Source organism: Paenibacillus sp. ALE3, assembly GCF_054113405.1.
In genome coordinates this window covers 2,289,170-2,306,644 of record NZ_CM134214.1, presented here as the reverse complement: position 1 = coordinate 2,306,644, position 17,475 = coordinate 2,289,170, and the positions used below count along the sequence as shown (strand labels likewise).

12 protein-coding genes are annotated in these 17,475 nt (G+C 43.5%); all 12 read right to left on the bottom strand.

The genetic code is table 11. The features are described 5' to 3' along the window. Window positions 1-29: 29 nt before the first annotated feature. On the bottom strand, window positions 30-2,648 hold the full coding sequence (gene ppsA, locus ACXHJ2_RS10375) for a phosphoenolpyruvate synthase (protein WP_165083963.1): 2,619 nt from the start codon (window positions 2,646-2,648) through the stop codon (window positions 30-32). A 600-nt stretch (window positions 2,649-3,248) separates the two neighbouring features. Beyond that, entirely contained in the window at window positions 3,249-4,001 is a 753-nt protein-coding gene (locus ACXHJ2_RS10370; protein ID WP_165083965.1) for an alpha/beta fold hydrolase, read from the bottom strand. A 223-nt stretch (window positions 4,002-4,224) separates the two neighbouring features. Next, window positions 4,225-5,118, bottom strand: coding sequence for a carbohydrate ABC transporter permease (locus ACXHJ2_RS10365; RefSeq protein ID WP_013371307.1), 894 nt, complete (start codon window positions 5,116-5,118; stop codon window positions 4,225-4,227). Window positions 5,119-5,131: 13 nt separating this feature from the next. Beyond that, window positions 5,132-6,046 (bottom strand): ABC transporter permease, encoded by a 915-nt coding sequence (locus tag ACXHJ2_RS10360; protein ID WP_014599785.1) that lies wholly within the window; start codon window positions 6,044-6,046, stop codon window positions 5,132-5,134. 63 nt (window positions 6,047-6,109) lie between these two features. After that, a complete protein-coding gene (locus ACXHJ2_RS10355) occupies window positions 6,110-7,846 on the bottom strand; it encodes a type 2 periplasmic-binding domain-containing protein (RefSeq protein ID WP_165083967.1) in 1,737 nt (578 codons plus the stop codon). Between the two features lie 268 nt (window positions 7,847-8,114). Beyond that, window positions 8,115-9,536, bottom strand: coding sequence for a response regulator transcription factor (locus tag ACXHJ2_RS10350; RefSeq protein WP_165083968.1), 1,422 nt, complete (start codon window positions 9,534-9,536; stop codon window positions 8,115-8,117). After that, window positions 9,533-11,245, bottom strand: coding sequence for a sensor histidine kinase (locus ACXHJ2_RS10345; RefSeq protein WP_165083970.1), 1,713 nt, complete (start codon window positions 11,243-11,245; stop codon window positions 9,533-9,535). The genes ACXHJ2_RS10350 and ACXHJ2_RS10345 overlap by 4 nt, the downstream gene beginning before the upstream one ends. Window positions 11,246-11,639: 394 nt before the next feature. Next, on the bottom strand, window positions 11,640-13,142 hold the full coding sequence (locus tag ACXHJ2_RS10340) for an alpha/beta hydrolase family protein (protein WP_165083972.1): 1,503 nt from the start codon (window positions 13,140-13,142) through the stop codon (window positions 11,640-11,642). Between the two features lie 667 nt (window positions 13,143-13,809). Next, complete coding sequence (locus ACXHJ2_RS10335; RefSeq protein WP_058830816.1) at window positions 13,810-15,339, bottom strand: right-handed parallel beta-helix repeat-containing protein; 1,530 nt, start codon at window positions 15,337-15,339, stop codon at window positions 13,810-13,812. A 374-nt stretch (window positions 15,340-15,713) separates the two neighbouring features. Continuing rightward, entirely contained in the window at window positions 15,714-15,824 is a 111-nt protein-coding gene (locus tag ACXHJ2_RS10330; protein WP_014599788.1) for a DUF6254 family protein, read from the bottom strand. A gap of 102 nt (window positions 15,825-15,926) precedes the next feature. Continuing rightward, on the bottom strand, window positions 15,927-16,586 hold the full coding sequence (locus tag ACXHJ2_RS10325; RefSeq protein ID WP_013371315.1) for a nitroreductase family protein: 660 nt from the start codon (window positions 16,584-16,586) through the stop codon (window positions 15,927-15,929). Window positions 16,587-16,859: 273 nt separating this feature from the next. Then, the gene (locus tag ACXHJ2_RS10320; RefSeq protein WP_013371316.1) at window positions 16,860-17,309 is read right to left on the bottom strand and encodes an RrF2 family transcriptional regulator; all 450 of its coding nucleotides are present in this window, start codon (window positions 17,307-17,309) and stop codon (window positions 16,860-16,862) included. Window positions 17,310-17,475 lie beyond the last annotated feature (166 nt).

Here is a 17,475-nt window from a genome sequence, read left to right as displayed (position 1 = left end):
CGCCGCTATCGTTTCCCCTTATTTATTCATTACAAAAATTCGATATACCCTTCTGTTCCATGCACGCGAATTCGTTGCCCATCTTTTATCAGTTTGGTCGCATTCTCCACTCCGACAACGGCTGGCAAGCCATATTCACGTGCGATAACAGCTCCGTGGGTCATCAGTCCGCCCACCTCCGTAACCAACCCTTTTATGGATAAAAACAATGGAGTCCAGCTGGGATCAGTAAAGGCGGTGACTAGTATATCACCATCTTCCAGATCAGCCCCTTCTATATTCAGGAGCACACGTGCCCGCCCCTCTACAACACCCGAAGAAACAGCGAGGCCTACAATAGCTTTAGCGGGGATATTTTCTCGTTTGTACTGACCCGTAATGATTTCGCCATCAGACGTGATAACACGTGGCGGAGTTAGTTTTTCATATAATCTATACTCATCTTTGCGTTTGTCGATGACCTGGTAATCCAGTTTATTTGTGCGTATGGTTTCCTGCAATTCTTCAAAAGCGAGATAGTAAATATCTTCTTTTTCATGAAGAACGTTGGCTTGTACGAGTCGTTCCGCTTCCTTTAGTAAAGCCTGTTTATAAATGAAGTAGCGACTAACAATGTCGTATTTCGGATATTCACGATAACCGATGAAATTCCGGATCTGGTCGATCATTTGTTTTGTCTCTTCGGCTTTTTGTTCACCATCCGGTAATTGTTTCAATCGGGCTAATAAATCCTGTTCTTTTTTCATTGCCTCCTGTCGCCCTTGCTCAAATTTTCGTTTACTGGCGCCAGGCTCAAGGTTTTTGATGTTACTGAGGATCATAGGTACCAATATATTTGGTTTTTCACTCCAGCGTGTTCTTGTAATATCGATCTCCCCGGCACATCGCATTCCATATTTGTCGAGATAAGCAGTAATAACATCACGCACCTGCTGTCCACCTTCGAATTGAACCAGTTCTTCTAAAAAGTTATCATCCTTTACCTGTTGTAAATACTCAATTATTTTCGGGTAGGGACGAATCACATCTGCAACATCCAATAGCTCCATACCCATTTCAGAAGTGACGTTGTTAGGTACAGATAAGGAAAGTGTGTCTGCTACGTTTTTTTCACCTAACCATTCATCCATTTTTTCATTGATCCATGCTGAAGCATGGATGGCGGACATAATCACACTCAAGTTTTTCAGATCTGACGCACGCTGCCTCCGTTGCTGCATATCTTCCAGGATACAATCTAATACATCCAATCCTGATTTCGTTTGGATGTTATGTTTTAACGCTGATAACGATGTCTCACTACTCTTAATCAAATCGGCAACAATTGCCGGGTCGTTTCCTGCTTCTGCCAGAATATCCGCAGACGACATACCCTTATGGCTTTTAACGGGTCCCGGTTCGCTTTTGTCAGATGGGTCCAATTTTATGAAATCTCCCCGCTCTATGATGGTAATAAGCGCGTCTTTTATGAGCGGATCGGAGTGCCCTAAAACATCCAATAAATTTTGCCTTCCATCCGGTGAAGCCAGGCCCTTCGTAATATCTACAAACAGCCTTCCACCACCAGCTTTAAACATAGGAGCGGAACCTGTTAACCTCCAAACAGATATCCCCAGTGGTTTAATAGGATCCGTCATCATTTGCTGATGCCCAACAGATACGTACACGTGGTTCTCCTGGTCAGTTGCTTCAGGAATGGGATATAAAGTGGTGATCGGTCGGCTCTGGACAATATAAAATGTATCATCAGCCAAACACCATTCGATGTCTTGGGGACATCCGAAATGTTTTTCAATTTGTCTTCCAATACGCTCCAGTTGTAAAATTTGTTGATCCGTAAGGGTTTGCGTCTTTTGCTGATCAGGATTGAGTTGCTTGGTCTCTATTCCGCCTTCTTCTCGTCCATAAATAGCCAATTTTTTGGTTTCGATCCTCTTGCTGACGATTACCCCATTCTTTACTTGATAACAATCAGCAGATACCAAGCCGGAGACCAGCGCTTCTCCGAGCCCGAAACTAGCATCGATAGAGAGCAGCTTTCGGTTGCCATTGATGGGATCAGCGGTAAATAAAATCCCTGAAACCTGTGGGAACACCATCCTTTGAACGATGACAGATAAATAAACTTGGCTGTGATCAAATCCATTCTGCATTCGGTAAATTACCGCGCGTTCCGTAAATAAAGAAGCCCAACATTTGCGGATATGCTCCAGGATGGATTCTTTGCCGATAATATTTAAATAGGTATCTTGTTGACCAGCAAAAGAAGCATGCGGCAAATCCTCAGCAGTCGCACTAGAACGTACGGCATAAGCATATTCATCACCAAACTGGGAGAGATAATGAGCAACTGCTTTCACAACATCAGAAGGAATGGCTACTTCCATAATGGCCTGTCGAATCTTCTTGCTGATATCATCAATTTGTTCTCGATCTTCTACTTTAAGCGTAGCTAGCTGATCCAGAAAAGCATGAACTATTTCGTTTTGTTCGATGGCTTTTTGATATCCCAATGTTGTAACACAAAACCCTTCTGGCACTTGTATTCCTTCCATTTTGGTTAATGCCCCTAAGTGCAATCCTTTTCTACCAACCAGCAAAAGCTGAGTGTTATCCATTTCTTGAAAATCGAGAACCAGTGAATTCATTCAACATCTCTCCTAACCATTAATATAGAGAAAAAAGCGAACAATCATGATCATGCCCAGTCACCGCCGAAGTAAGTCGCCGCGTACTTCTTCTCAATACCGCTTGATATGTACGCAGCCTGATTGCACATTCCACCTTCCTTTCTATTTTCTGGGGGGGTAAAAAAAGCATTGACAAATCAAAGTTCTAGATGTACTATAATAATAGGGATAATATTTTTAGGTTGTTTATATGATTTGTCAATAACGCTATCGATTATATCATAGCTATTTTTTGTGTTCAATTATTTTATATAAAAAGAGATGATCCTCGAATTTATCAGGGTCATCTCTTTTTGTGTTCAGTTGAACCATTATGTTAGTTTGGTTAGTCATTCTTGATGATCTATCGTCCCTCTGTCTCTTGGATCTATTATTGTTTTGTCAGCAGAAAATAAGGCGCTAGACTGTTCCATATCCGTAAACAAACGCTTTCCACTCACCCGCCGCTTTCAAGCACTAAGATGTTTCTTCCGGGTTGCTCTTTAAGGTTCAAAACTTCTTATTACCCCATTATAATACTTTGATTCAAGAGATACCCAACCAATTCAGGCACGGTTCTCACCTGTGACAAAACTGTCGGATGTTATTAGCTAGTTCCTCCGCATGAGTAAGAACAAGCATATGATCGGCCCCTTTGATTTCGGCAAACCTAATTGCAGGTACACGCTTGAAGTGCTCGGCAATATTATACATATCCGGCCATTCTATTGTTCCTTGTATAAATAACATACTCGCTGCAATTTTTTCTAAACGTTCAATCGAAGGCGGCTCTGGCCAAAGGACCTCAAAGCTTCTCCACTCGGTGAATACCCTTGTCATGTAGTGAGTATGCATTTCAGTCAGAAAACTCCGATGGGGGCTGGCCATCGTAGCCCGATAGATCGGTGCGGCTAAGGACAACTCTACAAGTTTTGAAATATCGGGAGCGGCCGCATTCACTGATGCCATATAATTGGTGAATTCTTGCGAATATGCAAATCCCGTTAATGAAGGGGCAATCACCACTAGCCGCTCAACCATAGATGGATATGATAACGCAAAGTCAGTCGCGACTTGCCCACCGATGGAATGGCCAACAAGTGTGACAAGATCCAGTCCGAGATGTTCGAGAAGTTTGCGTAAATCCTCCACAAGTGAAGTCGGCTCTTGCATAGCAGGCGAGTGGCCGGTTCCTCGACCATCGAAGGTAATGATCTGGAATGATTTTGCTAGTTCAGGCACCATATATCTCCATACCCTTGAGTCGACACCTCCCGAGTGAATCATGACTATAGGGACTCCATTCCCTTCGATTTCGTAAAAAAGTTCCACCTTGTTACCCTCCCCCATGTGGTAATATTTTCTCGAGTAATATTTTAATCATGACTGAACATACAGTCTATATTAAAAACGATATCCACTTCGGAAATAAAAACAATATCTCATTTTGGTATACAACGTTTTCTTTCCACCAATTTTTTTATTTTCCATTGTTCATTATAACCCTTCCATACAGGGATAGTTTCTTTTATCTTAATCAAGTCACAGCATACAATTACTCTTTTACCGATCCTACAACAATTCCAGTCACAAAATATTTTTGAAGTAACGGATAAATCAGCAGTAGCGGGATGACAGCGACTACGATTTTTGCCGCATTTAGATTTTTGTTTGAAATTTCGGTCAAGTTGCTGAGTTGTGCTGAGTTGGTGCCGGATTGAAGAAGTTCCGCAATATTCACGTTAAGGGACTGAATATACGTCATGAGCGGATAATTGCTGACTTGAGTCATATAGATCAAACCGCTGAAGAAATCATTCCACGTTCCCACGATACTGAATAGTGCTACCGTCGCCAGCGCAGGGATGGACACGGGAACATACACTTTGAACAGGACCTGCAACGGACTCGCCCCATCGATGAATGCTGCTTCCTCTAGGGCCTTAGGTACAGCAGAGAAGAAGTTCATGACAAGGATGACACTGAATATAGGGACAGCTCCTGGTAGAACAAGCGACCAAATTGTATTGAGCATATCGAGGTTTTTGATCAATAGATAACTCGGGATCATCCCACCGCTGAACAGCATGGCAAAAATCATGACGTTCATATAAATGTTTCTGCCCTTAAATTCTCTTTTTGACTTGGAGAGCGGGTATGCCATTAGAACAATTAGAATCATGTTGAGAAGAAGTGTAAGCACAACACGTAGAACAGATATGCCAAAGGAACGCCAGAACTGAGCATCATCGATAATTTTCGTATACGCTGCGGTTGTAAAATTGACCGGTACGAGACCTACAGCATTAGCTGACACGGCCTCACTGCTGCTAAATGAAATCGCAACGATATTCCATAATGGAAGTAGGCAGATCAATGCCAGCAATATGACGATGGCATAGATGACTAACCCGCCAATTCGATTTTTTTGGCTTACAGAATACGACACAGGCTTCGCCTCCTTAAAATATTTTTCGGTCGGTGTATTTTTTGGCTAATTGGTTGGCGGACAATAGCAAAACAATACCAATCACTGACTTGAACAGGCCAACAGCCGTACCGAAGCTATACTGTCGCCCAACGAGTCCAATCCGATATACATAAGTATCCAGAATATCTCCCGATTCATAGACAACTGGGTTATACAGATTATAAATTTGATCGAAGCCGGCACTCAAAATATTGGTCAGACTCATCACTCCCATGAGCAGGATAATAGGCAGCATGCCTGGCAACGTAATATGCCATACTTTTCTCCACCAGCTGGCTCCATCCATTCCTGCCGCTTCATACAGACCCGGATCAATCGAAGTAATTGCAGCCAAATAGACGATGGAACTGTAACCGAATTCCTTCCACACGTCTGTCCCAATAATCAGCGGCTGGAACCAGGTGTTGCTGCCGAGAAAATTAATATTCTCCAGACCGAAAAAAGCCAAAATTTGATTCACAATCCCATCCAAACTGAACATGTTAACAACCACGGATGCTAGAACTACCCAGGATAGAAAGTGTGGCAGATAAACGATTGTCTGCACGGATTTTTTAACGAATTTGATGCGGATCTCATTTAACAAAATGGAAAAAATGATAGCCATCAGTGTTCCCAATAGAATCTTGGCAATGGCAATCACCAACGTATTACTAAAAACCTGTGCGATGTCCGGCAGCTTAAACATATAAATAAAGTGCTTCAGCCCTACAAATTTGGAGCCTAACATTCCCTTGGCTGGTATATAATCCTGAAACGCCGTAATGACACCGACCATCGGAACATAGCTGAATACCAGCAAAAATAAAATACCCGGAAGCATCATCAGATGATATATGGCACCCGTGCCGAACCGGATTTTTGCTTTATCGTTTCCCTGTTTCATGGATGGACCCCTTTCCTAAAAGCAGGGCTGCAATACGCAGCCCTGTTAGCAGTTTAAGATTGTTTATTTTTTGGATGCAACCTCGTCTTTAATTTCCTGAATTACCTGGTCACCGCCTTGCTTCTTCCAATTGCTAACGAATGTATCGAAGTAATTCAGAGGTTCTGCACCTGTCACGATTTTGATAAAAGATTCCTGCTCCATCTTGGTCAGATTAGCCCAGGTCTGTTTCATGCTTGGTGTAGTTCCGGAGAAAGCGGGTGTCATCCATACAAATTTGTTTTCCCGTGTCAGTTTGTCAATGAGTCCCACTCCGTTGATACGCGAGTGATATTTCGACCAGGCTGTTACGTTATCCGTATCCATATTACTTAAGTAAGTCTGGATACTTTTAATATTGTTCTTTGATTCTGTTGTCCGGACCTGATCCAAACTTATCTCTCCTTTAATCCCTCGAACGATATCAGAGTAGTCATCCAGTAACGAGGTCGCCGAGTTGACTTCAATATTAAACGGTCTGGTAGAACCGTCTACGCCGTTCTCTTGATACTTGGCAGCTTCTGGCATAGTTGTTCCCACATTTTTATCATTTGCCAGTTTATCGTAGAAAAGGTTTGCGATTTTAACGGCGAGTTCCGGGTGTTCGTATCCTTTTCTTACAACGATAAACTGATTAGCTGGGTTGGCGTGTGCCACGTTTACCTTTCCATCTGCATCTTCCAAAGTGTAAGCCGTGAATTTCGCATTCTTATCCTTCTGCTTCACGTTGCCCAGACCCCAGTCGGGAATATGCCATGGTCCAAAAGCAATACCGCATTGGCCGTTGGTGTACAGTGCCGTAATATCATCAAATGTGCGTGTTCCAAATTGCGGATCGATGATGCCTCTCTTGAACCAATCTGCCATGACGCCTAGCATCTGCTTGGTTTCCTCTGTTGTTGAGCCATAAACAATGCTGCCGTCTTTACCCTTCATCCAATACTGAGGGAATGAACCCTTCGTTGAGGCAACTCCAAGCATGGTATAGGCAGAACCATTATAGTCAGTTGTATTCAGGGTGTTCACAAAGGGAATACCTACCGGTTTCCCGGTTTGACCCGGATCTCTTTTCAAGAATTCCTCGGCCGTTTTCTCCACATCGTCCAGCTTGATGGTACCATCTCCGTCTGCATCAAGCTGGATTCCCAGTAGATCCAGCCAATCCTGACGAACCCAGACCATGGTTGGTGCGGAATCTAGGGAAGTAGCTGGAAGCGCCATTAAACGTCCATCTATCGTCGCATTGTCTAACGCCCGGCCCTCATAAGAGTCGTAAATATTCTTGATATTATCTGTGGCATACTGTTTGTAAATTTCCGTCATATCTTCAATCAGATCATTATCAACCAGTTCTTTGAGTTCATCCTTGGAATCGACACGCATCATGTCAGGCAGTTCTCCAGAGGCGATGGCGAGCGAAACCTGACGGCTGTAATCTTCTCCGTTGGCTTCAAATTGGTCTTTAATCTGAGCGTTAAACGCTTTTTTGACCAGTCGAGTATACGCATTGTTCTCATACGAATCTCCAGCCGGCAGCTTCGGGTTGGCCGTAGTCACACGACCCATCGTGACGGTTATTTCGTCTTTATAGGCACTGAATGGGTCTCCGGGTGTTACCTCATATTTGCCCGCTTCCTTCGCAGTGGGAGGGTTGGATGAAGCCCCACAGGCTGCAAGGGTTGAAATCATTAGGGCAGATATCGATAGTACGGCCAGACGTCTCGTCAACAATTTGCTTTTTACGGACCATTTAGTTGTCATCTCATTCGATTCCCCTTCGTTGTGAATATTTCTCTATCATTGTTGTTTACGCTTTCATTATAAAACTCGATGAAGACAAAACGAGATAGGGAATAAACGTCTGTTTGGATAGAAAAATGTATGCGGTTTCACGTCAGGCAGTGAAGTCATACTTGGCTTGTAAGCATTTATCCTACCTGCCGACATACATTTGTCTATCTTTACTTACTAACCAAAGTAAAGCACAAAAACCGGCAGCTCCTATCAGGAATCTGTCGGCTTGACTGAATTATAAAAGAGTACGCTTTTTATCCCCTCTGCCCAGCTGTCGATATTCACTTGGAAGCAGGCCTGTCAACTCGCGGAAAATTCGGCTGAAATATTTTTCATCCGTATAACCCACTCGCTCAGCAATCCAGAAAATCTGATTATTTGTATTCAATAAGTACTCTTTAGACTTCTCTATTCGTATAAAACGGGAGTACTCATTAAAGGTTTTCCCCATCAGATCCTTGAAGCATTGACTGAAATAGCTTCGGCTGATGTTCAGTTGCTGGGACAAACTTGAAGCAGTAAAGGCTTGGTCCAAATCATTTTGCATGATCATAATTGATTTTTTGACGGCGTCTACAATCTCCTGTGAATACGAGGTCTGTTCATCTGCCTTACGAATGTCCACAGAGGTCTGCTTGATCCAAGCTTCTACCTCGTACCACGATAGAAAAGAATGGATCATTGAGATTCTACCAAGCGTAGTCTCGGCAAAAAAGTGATTCCATTCCATAACTATCGAGTATAGCAATCCCATCAGCTGGCTTTTATGCAATCTTAGTGATTTGAACTGTTCAATCAGTTGGTTGTAGTAACTGTCGTTATGTGTCCATGGTGATAGAAACCAGCTTTGCTTAATTCGATCCATGTCTTCATCCTGCGGTTCTATTGGAAATGAGTCCTCCATATTCATCGAAACGGCAATGACAGGATCATAAGGGTCGTATGCATAGAATAAGGACGTTTCTGTATAATTCATAATCCAGTTTTGGATTTGCGACCACGTTCGCTCTTGTACATCGGACATAACTAGCAAGGCGCCTTGGGGAACTTGGTCCCGGTATTCCTTCAGTTTGTGGAACAGTTGATCCTCTACGTCCACGGGTGCCGCCCACATCCAACTGTTCCGTTCAACCTCCCATCGGATCTCATCTACACTGGATGTCGGTTCAATCGGCCAGCTCTGTCCTAACTTGCGATCCAGTGAAACAAGTGCATACACATGGCGGTAATGGACATTAGTCTCACTAAGCAGCGGCAGCTTTCGTTTTTTATTCGCCAGCTCGTCAATCCGGATATGTATTCGATGCAGCACGTGTTCGAATTGCTCCTTCTCGAGCTGAACCTTGGCTATATAGTCGATGGCTCCCAGCCTGAGCGCTTCCTGGATATAATCGAAATCTTGATGCAGTGTTAATACGACAATATGAAGTTCTGGATAGAGCTGCCTTGCAGCTCGCATCAGCTCAATACCTGACATCACCGGCATCGCGAGATCCGTCAACATCAGATCGACCGGTTGGGATTTCAGAAAATCCAGTGCTTTCAACCCGTTACTTGCTTCTCCTACAACTTCCATATTGAACTCATTCCACGGCATCGCGGAGCTTATGCCTTTTCGTACCAATTTGTCGTCATCCACAATCAATACTTTAATCATCCCCGAACATCTTCTCCTTTGATAGGAAGTATGAGCAGAATAATTGTCCCTGTACCCAATTCACTTTCGATCACCAGTTGTGCTTGATCTCCGTACTGTGCCCTCAACATGCGGTGAACATAATTGAGTCCGATGCCCATCCCTACTTTTTTATGTTCTGCTATACGATTGTTCAAGAGTTTTTGAATCGCTTCCTCGGTCATGCCGGCTCCATTATCCTGTATCAGAATATTCAGCGTTTTGGTGAGTGTAACTTCAATCTGAATAAAACCTTCGTCACTCAGTCCATGATAGAGAGAATTTTCAACCAACGGTTGCAGAATAAAACGAGGCACAGGTATTTGAAGCACATGGTCATCCGCTGAAATACGCACGTCAAATTCAAAGTCATATCGAATTTGCTGCAGGACTAGATACTGCCTTAGCGCATCAATTTCCTCTTCCATCGTCGATACTTGCCCTAATTTACCCAAATTGTAATACAACAGCTTGTTCAAGGATTGCACCAACTTGTCAATCTCCCCTTGTCCATTCATGACGGCCAGCCAATGTACAGTATCTAGCGTATTCATCAGAAAGTGAGGATTGATCTGATATAACAATTTTTCCACTTCCAAATCTGCACGGATCTTCTCTTTCTGCTGCACTTCCTTGAACAGGTCACCGATTTGATGCTGCATATTTGAGAATTCTCCCAATAGAAAATCGAACTCGGGAATATGAGTGCGAGTCTGGCTGCCTGCCTTTTGTGGATTCTGAGACATTCCGTTAATTTCCGAATGGAACAGACCGAGTGGCTTGTAGACCATCTTCCACAGAAGCCAAGCAAGAAATACAGTAAAGCCGAGAAAAAATAAAGCGACCAGTAATATTTGAAGCAACCACTGGTTTTTCTCCTGTTGATACTTAGCCTGCGAAATTACCGAGATGACGCTCCAATTCTGAGCGGAGTCCTCCTTAAACCAATGGTAGTCACGGGATATTCCGTCTTTTGCAGTACTTTTTGATAAGTTGAAGAAATTCTCCCCCACTTTCATCGTTTCCGGAATTTCACTGTAAACAATTTGACCTTCACCATTCAGTATCAAATGCGATAAAGCTCCTTGGTATTGGTTGTAACCTAGTATATTCTGTGTAAGACGAAAGCCGGATTCGACGTAAATATATACATCGTCCCTTTGAGGCAGTTGTACCTTTCGCATAGCAGATAAAACGAGCTGGTCATTAAATCGGTTCATACTGATATGGGGACCATAGTACGAAATGCCATAAGATTTGAAAAGCACAGGCAAAGACTCAGGGGCAAAACGATCTTTGATGGGAAAGTTAGCGAACTGTGTAGCGCCTTCTTTCTGGAAATAATATAAGGTCAAGCCTATATTCGGATTAGTAAACGTTACAACATTTAACTCATTCTTTAATTCATCTCTAGCCTCAATCAATTCAATTATATTGGAGGAAGGTTGCAAGACTTCATCCAGTTTTTTGCCTAAAGTACCGCTATATGATAATTGCTGAGTAACATGATTCAGATTGGTAATTGAATTTTCCAGTGATGAAGTTACCTGCTGTAGATTGCTCCTAATTCCATCATTGATTTTATTTACAAAAATGGAATCAATGGTATAATAAGAAATTGCAAATATACTAATAAAGGGAATAAACGCGCTGAGAAAAAACAATAAAAAGATTCTTTTTTTAAGTGTCATTCCGCCCCATTCTCCTTAGGTAAATAAAAGAGCAAGCCCCTGATTATGGAGCTTACTGTTTATTGAACAACAGCTCTATCAATTATCGTATTCCTCATAGACAGCGACCTATTTGAGAATAGACAACATCTTCATCCGATTCAGACTGGAATAATCTGAATTTTTCCATCTCGGTGAGGTCCAATTCTGTTCATAATTATAGAATGATATTCCAATATGTCAAACGCTTTCATGGAATTCATAGAACTTATTCTCCCTTCCTCTTTGCATACATCGCATCGCATTGTATTCGTTCTTTTTAGACAAAGAAAAACTCCCCTTCAATTAGCGGTTTATTTATTAAACCTGTCTACTTGAAGGGGAGCATATCAAAATCGGTAGCCTGTTCCGTAATTTATAATAGCGAGGTTACGAACTTCACCTCCGGAAAGCGGCTATCCGGTCCTTTCATTAAGTTTCCGCCTTGATTTTTCAGATACCTATCGAAGAAATCTAGCATATAGACATTGATAACGGAGTTCGCTCTTTCGGGCGCAATCTTTCCTGTAATGCCCAGCATTTTGAAAATCGGAGAAATGAACTGTACGTCAGCGAAATTCAAATGCTCCGTATTTTCGATATAGAGGACTTGTCCCCCTTCGTCGACCGTTTCACGCATCCGTTCAAGCTCCAACTTTTTATCTTCCGTTACTTGATCCTCCCACTCTCTTGTTGATCCCATACGGTTAAGCTCTGCATCCGTGTAGACCCGATTATCCATTACCATTTTTAATTTTTCGAAATAGCTTTCCGAGTTGATGAACAAAAACGGCTTTCGCAGACCCTCTCTGTCACGCAGTCGATAAAGCCCTCCATCAAGGTCTATCCCGACTGCGATTCGCGGATCGTAAGAAGCGTCATAGGCCGTCGCTCCACCGATGGAATGACCGAACACCCCGACATGACCGAGATCAAACCTTCCTTTTAAATGACTTGGAATCTTCCCCGATTGGATGAGCTCGAATTGGTCCAGCGCAAACGCCACATCGCCGGTTAAAACTTGTCCCAACTTGTCGCGATTTTCTCTGCTCGTCTGGTAATCATGGTCGGGCGAGAATAAGTCGTTGGTTGTGCTGGTTGTGATTCGACCGTCCGGAAACTCGGTTGCAAATGTATTGTAGGTGTGGTCGATCACTGCCACCATATATCCGTGACTTGCGAGATATTCGGCTTGCGAGGTGTGGAGGAACCTGGAAGAGCCGTTGCCGGGATTCGCAAGGATCAGCGGGTATGAAGTCTGTGCCGAAGAAACTTCGGCCCCCGAATAAGTATGACTGGATACGTACCTCAGGTGTTGAAACGTAAACCCGGGAAGACCATAGTTCGCGGCCATATAACGTAAAATCTGGGTATCGGGAATAAAGGGAGCATACTTGCCAGTGCTAGCTTGAGCCGGATACCAGACCTGAACCATCAATTCTCTCTTACCATCTCTGGATTCGTCGAAAATCTCTTCCCTATTTGTATCCACGAAATGAAAAGTTTGCGTTCCTACCTTAAATTCGCCTGTCGGTTCAGGTAGTTTAAATACAGGAAAAGCATACATAAGACCCGCTGTTACGACCAGCATTATCGCTATAGCGGTATAAGCTGAACCCAACATGAATCGTGGGATTTTTTTTGGACCGTTTTTTTTAAAATAGCTATAACCTGAAATGGCTAAAAAAATGATCGTTATGCAATATGGGAAAAATAGCTGAACTCTGTATCCTTCCACCGTCCAATGAATGACCAGTAAAAGTGTGGCAATCCCGCTTGTAACGAATACTGGAATTCTACGCCGTCCTTTTTTTAATAGGAAGGTTAATGAAAACAAGCCGATGTTTGACAATAATAGCAACAGTTCAAACAGCCTCATCTCGATTCTCCTTTTAAAAAATTTCTATTTTCGTTTGTTCCAATCTTATCCTGCCAGGCTGGCATAAGCTATCGATTTGCCTTACATCTACCTTACAATTTTGTAATTCGATCTTGCGGTATTGGAGGACTTGTAAAAACAGTAAGTTCTAATCGCTCTTCGGAGAAGGCATGCTGGTGTTTTTTTAATCAGAAAAGGAGCCAAGTCCTATGTTTAGTATCCTGATTGTAGAAGACGATCTTAAGCTGCTGCAGCTGCTGCAGCTACTTCAATCATTCAATCATATATGGAGAAAACGGGTATCGAGCTGAAGCGGTCTAATTGTTTATTTGTAGTCAATGCTATCAACCTTTCTCTATAGAAAAATAATGTTGCGCCTAGGATGCCTCTCCATAGCAACAAGCAATCGGTGATCATAATGTGACCCTCGAATTAAATGATAATAATTATCATTATGGTGTATCAAGAACTACGAAAATTGCAAATACACAAATTGTGAATGCTATATATAAAGACAAAAGCCCTCGCATCTAGAGGGCTTTTGGAATAAATTCAGCTATTCATTTGAGCCGCCTCAATCCGTCACTTGCATCAACGGAGTATCAGCACGCACAGGACTCCAAGAGAATCAGATTTTGCATAACCCGACAAAAACTCTAGTTTTGCTTCACTCATCTGCACCGATATTCACGGCCTTCCCTTTCATACGGGGTTCCCCGTCGATATCCTCGGTTCCGATGATGTCGTTATCCGTTGATCCGGAATTGATCGCTGGTGACGAAGACTGCAAATGGAAGTCGCCATTCGTGGCATTCACGAATTTAGGATCGGCAAACAGAGAACGCGCATCTTTGCCCGTTCCCGATTTGTACGTGGGGAATCCTGTATATTCTTTATCTTTCCAGGTCCAGTTGGCCCCCGAACTGCCACCAGGTGCAAAATATAAATTATAATCAACAACATTGCCCGAATTTTGAGTATATCCATTGTAGATCAACACATCAGTCGAACTGGCTACGAAAATATTGTTCTTGATCACGTTGTTTCGTGTATCATACTGAACCAAAAGCTGGCCGCTTCCGTCGTCCAATGTATCGTTCTTGTACAGCGTATTGTTCACGATCTTGCTGTTTACCGTTGAGCCACGCTCGTCATCGTAGCCGCCCATAGCGATGCCGGTCAACCGGTTGTTATATATCACGTTACTGCGGACCGTAATATTGCTGGTGGTTTTGCCGGCATGCTCGGAGGCAATTTCGACGCCGATGTCATTGTTATAGCTGTAATTCTGCTCGATAATGTTGTCCTTCCCCCCATCCACATAAATGCCGCCGGCCGAGTTGTCATCGCTCTTGTAGGATGGGTTATTTCGAACCGAATTATTGTACACTCGATTGCCTTTTACCACCCCGTTCCGCACCTGATCGTAAGCAGTATTCGGCGCGGTTCCTTCAAAGCCGATCAGATCGATTCCAATGTTGTCGTTATCGTGAATGAGGTTGCTGGTCACTGCAAAGCCGTTCACATTCCCGTTTAAAACAAGCGATTCGCTGGAGCCGAGCACGAGATTGTATAGTTCATTGCCGTTGATTGTAAGGTTGTGAATCGATGCAGGAGCTTTCGTGCCATAAACAGCGATGCCGTGAGCGTCCCGGCCTAGCCGGTCTTTTCCAGTTGGGGTGGCCGTGTTTTTTATGTCGTGGATTTTGTTATCAGACAGATTAATGAAACCCCCTGCACCGTGAACGTAAATGCCTGTAGGCACTGCGTTCTTGGAAGCAGTGGTAAAATTGCGGATTTCAAACCCTTGGATGGTGACGTAATCGACATCGGCCAATTCGATTAACCCTTCGTTCCCACTGACAGATAGGCCAGTACCGTCAACAATGGCGGTTTCCGTGCCATAGCTTGCGAACACGGTTGGGCCTTGCGAGGCGGAGCCAGAGCGGGTGATTTTCAGTTTCTCCTTATAAACACCACCTCGGACATAGACCTTGCTGCCCGGAGGGACTGTGTCGGCCGCATGCTGGAGCGTTTTCCACGGCGCGTCGCTTGTTCCCGCGTTGGAATCGCTACCACTTGTCGCCACATAATATTCGGTACCAGCGGCAGAGGCGGCAGGAGTCTGCACATTACCGATTGCAAGGCCCAACCCCAAGCTTAAACCTATAAGCAAAATTTTACCGAATTTCTTCAAGAAATTTCAACTCCCATCCTAATTCAGCTTTCGTCAAACTAACGTTATCATCACTTTACGGCTTCTTACAAGCGAAGAACCTCCTCTACCGTCCATGGGCCAGGCTTTCCGTGCAAGAGTCGATAGCGCCCCACACGCATTGGTGAATTGCAGTAATTCTTCGCCTTGACAAAGAAAACTAAATAAAAGCAACCCTGAAAATATTATGTATATTTTCAGGGTTGAACGGCTAACTCAATGTCTCCAATAACACTGAACACTCTGAAATAAAACTGTTGGATGTTGCCTGTATGAAGGGCCATTATGATCACACACCATGAGAAGACTGCCGATAAATTTCATCGACAGCCCTTCTCTTCCAAGTAGTATACTCCTCAATCTTGTTCGCTGGACAATTCCTTGAGCGATTTGATTTTACCATGGGGATGCTGTTCTTGCTTTCGTGACTTCCATGCAGCTTCTTTCCTTCTCTTCTGGTGAGCCATAACAGATATCCTCCTTTGGAAATTGTGAATATATACTACTTCCTTAAGTTGTCATTTCTCGACTCTGTTCATTCATAAAATTAAATTCGTTGGGTTTTGTTTTTAGTTAACGGGCATCTCGTTAAAGAATGTGATATCGTCTATCGGCAGCCGAGTTGTCTGATGACCCGGTTGTGCCGCTTTACCGAGCGCAATCAGCATGATTGGAATGTATCGGTCACTAATACCGAACGATTGCTTAAGCTCGGCCGCATTATAGCCGCCCATCGCGACGGTATCGTAGCCGTGAGCACGTGCAACCAGCATAAGCTGCTGGGATACAATACCACCATCAATATGAATGACTTTATGAAGTGTTTCCTCTGGCAATGAAGCATACGTATGAATCGATCTTTCCACGAACGATTTGGCGGTATCTTCTGCTATATAGCCGTGTTTTACTGCTTCGCCGAAAACTTCATCGAGCTTCTTATATCCTTCCGTATCACCAAGCACAACGATCACCGCTGCAGCCTCAGTAACCTGGGATTGATTGTAGGCGATTGGCTGCAGTTTTGCTTTCAATTCCTCTGTCTCAATAACCAAGAAGCGCCAGGGCTGAACGTTACTCGAAGAAGGCGCAAGCGTCGCTTCTTTCAGAAGATCCTTAATCTCCTCGTGAGACAGACGAACCGATTTGTCGTAATGACGCACAGAGCGGCGCTCGCGGATGACATCGGCGAACAAGGCGGAGCTCTGACCAGTATGAGTTGAAGTTGACATTATGAATCCTCCTTTAAATAAATACTGTTTTTTATTCAGCACAGTTAAATCCAGACTAAGCGATTAGTCAAAGTTTGAAATCTATTAAAACGAAGTGCCTTGAAAAAATTCCAACAATATTTCCGCTTATGCGCACAGGTATAACTGTGTTCATTATCACACAGTATAACCTTAAAAATTAACGTTGCGCGCGGCTTGCGTTTAACTGTTGTTTATATTGCACAGTATAAAATCTAAGCAAGCCGCTGTCAACCGTCTTTTTTCCAGGTTCATCTAAAGCTTGGCTTCCAGTTGATTGGCGAGATCAGCAATCGTGTACTTGCTTAATACTCCACGTATGCTATCGTCCATTTCTTGGGTAATATCCTCAAGCGTAGATTTCATACATTTACCGAGCGGATGCGTGCCAGCTGTCTCGGTAATACCAAAGGAAAGCCTGCTGTCTGAACGGAATACATCGTACACATCAACTAGTCGTATAGACTCTGCCGGTTTCCTAAGGTGGTACCCGCCGTCACGGCCTTCCCGGGTTCCGATAAGCCCTTCCTTGGCGAGAACGGAAAGTATGCGGCGCAGCAAAGAAGGCTCCGACTGAAGATATTTGGCGAGTTCAATACTTGGACAAGCTATGCTTTTGTCCTCCTGCGACAATATAACAAGCGCTTGAACAGCCAGTCCAAACCACTTTGGGTGCTGAGTCGGTGTACAATACTCCTGCTTCAACCTTTACTCTCTCCTTCCAGCTTACTCTTAAGTAGTATGAGTAAATTGTACCGAATTCCCTAATATGCTGCAATAGACGAGCTTACATCCAATTTATATATTTAAATATGGTATTGACTTCTGTGCAACAGCTTCTTTGAAAGATGGAAAGCTTAACACATGATCT